Genomic DNA, 5208 nt, shown 5'->3' on the forward strand with positions numbered 1-5208 from the left:
TGAAGGATCGGCCCGAACCCAAACATCTTTCAAACGGTGATTCCGTTCTTTACCGGGGAAAGGTTCTGAAAATTCGGACGCTGGCTGTTTCGGACACCTCTGCGAGGGTCCGGCTGCGTGAGCCATTCTTTGATGTGCATCTTCCGAAAATGACGGATCCTTCGTTGAATCACATTCTCGAAGCCTGGTTCCGCCGGCAGGCGAAAGCCCTGATCAGCCTCGAGGCGCGGCGTTTGGCCCGGGAATTTCACATAGCTGTCGGGCGGATCTCCATTCGCGATCAAAAAACACGCTGGGCAAGCTGTTCCTCCAGAGGAAATCTCAATTTCAACTGGCGGCTTTTGATGGCCCCGCCCGAGGTTCTGCGGTATGTTATCATTCACGAACTGACGCACCGGGAGCAGATGAATCACTCCCGGAAATTCTGGTCGCTGGTGGCCAAACGATGCCCCGACTACAAAAATCACCAAAAATGGCTAAAAGAAAATAGTGCAAAACTCAGGGAAGTTTAACAGAATTCAATCGAAACAGGAGGATTTCATGAAAAAAACCCAATGGATCGTCGTGGCCTTTCTTCTCCTCTGGACAGCCTGTTCTCAAAAACCGCCATCGTATCCCGGCGGCCAGGCCGAGTACCACTTTTTTAAAATTGTCTCTCAAAAGGTCCCGATTTTAAATCCGGACAAGGATGCTGTTCTGGTAAAAAGTACCGCTTTCCAATTGCGCGTAAGTGACATTCGACCGGAGGTGTACCAAAAATATGGAATTTTTGCCGATCCTCCCGAAAAAATTTCAAAAAAGGAGCTGGACTCGTATCTGCGAAATCTCATTTCACAGGAAACGGAAGAGCGTCTCTTTGTGGCTGAGGCGAAACGCGTGGGGATAACATTTCCTCAGGATTCCGTGGATCATTACATCCAGGGTGTGATCCAAACATTTGGGGGCAAAGAAGCCACGGAAAAGGATTTGGCCACCCGCGGTTTGACGCTAAAGCTCTTCAGAGACAATTACTGGCGTAAAAATCTGTATCGAAAGTACCTGAAAGATGTGGTGTACAAAAATCTTTCTGTAGATGAGAAGGAAATTCGCGATTTTTACAACGGGTGGGAATCGGCAAGTTTTCGCCTGTTCGGTTTATCTTTTAAGGGGGACTCTCCTTCTGAAAAATCGAAAATCCGCCAAAAAATGGAGACCTACTTGAAAAAGGCACGCGCCGGTGAAAACTTTGGCAACATGGTGAAACAGTTCTCCGGGTTTCCTTATCGAAAAAATCAGGGGGGACTTTTCAAGGACTTTCCGCGAACACACATGCCGGGGTATCTCCAGGAGGCCGTCAGCCATGTTGATGAGGGAAAGGTAAGCGATATTTTTGAATCGGATGACGGGTATTTTCTCATTTTGAAGCTTGAATCCCGAAAAAAATACACCCAGCCTCTGAAGGATGTAAAAGCCGATATTAAGGATTACCTGTTGTATTTCAAGAAAAACAAGGCCTACAAGGCCGCTGTAAAATCGCTGAAAAAAACCTACAAGGTAACCTCACTCTGGACGCCTGAGAAGTAGTTGACCGTAGAATTTTTCTCCCCGGCGCACCGGGATGAATCGGGGGAGATTATGATTTGTTTTTAAAAGGGCGATAAAAAAATGGATTGGGAGGAAAACCTACACGGACACACACCGGAAGCCCTTCTTTTTAAAAGGGACTTCCGGTGCACACCGTCTCATTCAACAGAGACAGATTCACGGGGAGTTTTCCAGCCGCTTCTTGACCTCCCGGACAAGTGTTCCATCCTGTAAATAGGCGTAAAGATTCTTGCCGGGACAAAGCGTACCGGGAGCGTAATCCTTGTGTCCCTTAATGCTGTCGGGACTTATTTTGTAGGCCCGGCACAGAGCCGCCATGAGTGAAACCATCGCCTCAAGCTGTTTGGGCGAGACTTTCTGCACCTCGTAATTTCCGAGCAGCACGATGAGCGCATGTCCGGTGGGATCGTAGCGGGTATTTGTGTCCCCCGCATACTGCAGCGGCCGGCCCTCCCAGATTTCGCCGTCCAGATCAATGAGAAAATGGTACGGAATATCGGGCCAGGGGCGCTCCCGACGGCTCCAGAATTGCAGATGCCTCAGATACTCCGGCATGGGCACATCTCCCCTAAAAACAACGCCACCGTGATGCAGGGTAATCCGGTGAAGCGTGTGGGGTGTGTACCCTTCCGAAATCGGAAGAGATCCCCACTCCGCCCGACTGTGAATTTTCACGCCTTTCAAATGGACTCCATTTTGGTTTGTGGCTGCACAACCGGCACCAAGTAAAACCAGCGCCGTGAGCAAGGCGGTTAATTTATTCAAAACACAATCCTCCGCTATTGGGATTTTTTATAAGAGCGCCTACCCCCCAAAATACGACATGCCAATATAATAAATTTTCGCGAAACCGGCAACCCCAAATAAGAAAACGTACCGATTCTTTCCTGCGACGTCCCGTCCCATCTTCCTACCGCAGTACCACCAGTTTTTTCGTTACCCCAAAATATGGGGTTTGCATCCGGCAAAAATACACGCCGCTGGGAACCCATGAAGCATTCCATTGTACGGAATAGACACCCGCAGGTTTTACGCCGTCCACCAAAACCGTCACCTTTCGTCCCGCACTATCAAAGATGGTCAGGATTACGTGACTTCTTCGCGGGAGTTGAAATTCGATGCGTGTAACGGGGTTAAACGGATTCGGGTAATTCTGAAACAAGGCAAACCTTTTGGGTGGAATCCCTCCGTGTTCATCTACCTTATTGGATAGAATTCCCGGCAGCTCCCGGCCCGTTGGAAGAGCCTTTCCATTGGAGTCCGTCAGATACAGATTCACCCAATCCGGGCGAGGCGGCAGGGCGCCATTCAAAACAAGGCTTTGCCATTCCTCATCCGTAAGGCGCTTGAAATTTTCGGTTATCTTTTCGTAATAGGAAAAGACGGGACCGACAAAGGCCATGGGTTCAAAATCGGCTGAAGGCGAGGGCGCTAGAAAGACCCCGAGATTGATCCTTCCCACCCCCACATGCAGAATCCGTCCAACCCTATTTCCATCGGCATCGGTTGGCTGGGTATGCACGTCCGCTACGACATAATCCGAAAAAGCGGCATCTGATGGGTCGAAGTACAAATCGGCGTACCAACCGGTATACGGGGGACTGCCACTTCCCATGCCTTCAAAAAGCATCTTTTTAAGGAAAATTTGCTCGCCGGGGGAAAAGGAAGTCCCGTTCAATTCTTTCTGTGCCAAAACCGCCAGAGTATCCGTCACGTCGTGAAGCCGCCCAAAATAATTCACCATCCAATCTTTCAGCTCAAATGTGGCATCACAATTGTCGGAAAGAAAGGTGGCGGCTTTTTGAGCGAAGACCGCAATCTGCCGGTAAAACGCCGGGTAGGGCTCCACAAAACTGTGCGGAAAGGAGCAGCCGGTTCCCCCGGTGTAAGACTGCTTTGCGTACAGGAGGTTGTCGTGGCGCAACTGGGCCCAGGATGCCAGTTGGGTGTTCAGTTTTTCCTGATGCCAGGCCGTTGTTTTCATAAAAAGCGGTACATGCTCGGAGGTGTGTGCCGGACCTATTAAACGAATGGCCTGAAGCCAGGTGTTGTACAGCGATTTCCCCCAATAGTCCGGTGTGTAACTGTCTACTAAATACCGCAGAGCCCAGGCTTGCGTGGCGTAATGATATTTGTCCAGGTCGTTTTTGAGCAAGGGAAGGGCATCGTCATTGCCCAATACGAACAGGGCATCCAGCGGATCGGGCATGGGACGCCAGATTTTATTATTCTCGTAAATAATATTGGGGTAAACAAGATTGCCCAGAATGTAAGAATCGATGATAAATCGCTGCCCGAAAACCCGGTAAGAAACGGGCAGGGTGTCGGGTGTCGAGCTGGTAGGATTCATCATCAAAACACTGGAAAGGATTTTTTGTCCGGCCTCGGGAGACGTAAGCAGCACCTGTTCCAGGGAATCAAATGTCGCATCGCTCAGCAGCTCTTCCGGTTTCGAGATGCCCACATCCGAAAGAATGGCTGTGAATTCATCGGGCGTGAGGTTGTCACTTTCCCCGACAAAAAAGCGAATAAACGTGTCCATTTCGTTGAGAGGCTGATTGACATCTGCCATGCCCACTAATTCATTCAAAAGATATGCCCCAAGTGCCATTCTCCGAATGTCCGCTTTGGTCCAATTGGGTTCCCAGGGATTTTTGGGCGGCGGCGTCAGAAAAAAATCAATTCGCTGCAGCCACATCATGGCCCGAAAATAATTTCGAAGATCCACTCGTTTTCCCCCATACCAGAAACGATCGGTGTAATGTCCCCGAACCACAAACTGGCTGAAATCGATGTGACGAAGTTTGTTCGAAAACAGGGGAATATCCGTCATTTGTTTCGCCTGAACGGCCTTCCAAACCCGGTCCACGGCATCCTGAGACACAAGGTGCGGCGTCGCTTCTATGCTGTCCAGCAGCGATTTGGCCAGTGTGACGTACAGGTCTACATCTTGAAGGGCGGTGTCCAGCTCGGCTTCGGTTTGATAGCGATCCGCCAATTGCGGGAAGGTCTCATAAAGCTGATTAATCACCCTTTGCAGACGAGGCCAGAGCATCCCATATTCAATGAGCTCCAGAATTTTGTCATACGATTTGTGCAGGGGCTGCAAAATGGCGTCGGTTGAAATAAATACCGGCAGGTCGTTTCGGTATACTTCGTGAAATGCCCTTCCGAATGAGGGAAAACTCAGCCGTTCCGTTACCATAAAGCGGAAATTTTTCAGGTTCGTCCACTCATCCGGCGTTAAATTGAGCTTTTCATTAATCGAATCCAGAAAGGCGGTCTGTTTCAAAAAAGAATCGGACTGTATTCCTGAAAAGTAGGGTGTCTCCGGTGCAAATTGTGACAGAATTTCATCGGTCGTAATGTTCTGATGGCTCTGCAAAAACTGGTAGTACTGTTGGGTGGTCACACTATTTTGGGCGAACAGAAGCATCGGGGAAAAAACAAAGAAGATGAAAAAACGAAGCTTTTTCATTTTTTGCCTCCGTAATTTTGGGGTGAGAAAAATTGTCTGAGGACGGGGAAATACAATTACCGGGAAACAGAAAACTCATTTAAAAATCTGTTCTGAAAAGCCTTCGCCCACTCATTTTGCGAATTTTTACAAATTGATTTCGTTGA

The 5208-nt window shown here is 49.0% G+C and carries 4 protein-coding genes; 2 read left to right on the forward strand and 2 right to left on the reverse strand.

The features are described from left to right. Positions 1-512, forward strand: a 512-nt coding sequence (locus GXO76_15115) for a M48 family metallopeptidase (protein NOY79181.1), incomplete at its 5' end; no start/stop codon positions are given. 28 nt (positions 513-540) lie between these two features. Next, positions 541-1563, forward strand: a complete 1023-nt coding sequence (locus tag GXO76_15120; protein NOY79182.1) for a hypothetical protein — start codon at positions 541-543, stop codon at positions 1561-1563. A gap of 177 nt (positions 1564-1740) precedes the next feature. On the opposite strand, the gene GXO76_15125 is transcribed toward GXO76_15120, so the two are convergent. Both GXO76_15125 and GXO76_15130 read right to left on the reverse strand, forming a co-directional pair. After that, on the reverse strand, positions 1741-2349 hold the full coding sequence (locus GXO76_15125) for an N-acetylmuramoyl-L-alanine amidase (GenBank protein ID NOY79183.1): 609 nt from the start codon (positions 2347-2349) through the stop codon (positions 1741-1743). A gap of 145 nt (positions 2350-2494) precedes the next feature. Continuing rightward, positions 2495-5062, reverse strand: a complete 2568-nt coding sequence (locus GXO76_15130) for a DUF3160 domain-containing protein (GenBank protein NOY79184.1) — start codon at positions 5060-5062, stop codon at positions 2495-2497. Positions 5063-5208: the final 146 nt, after the last annotated feature.

The sequence above is a fragment of the Calditrichota bacterium genome, from assembly GCA_013151735.1.
Lineage (GTDB): Bacteria > Zhuqueibacterota > JdFR-76 > JdFR-76 > BMS3Abin05 > BMS3Abin05.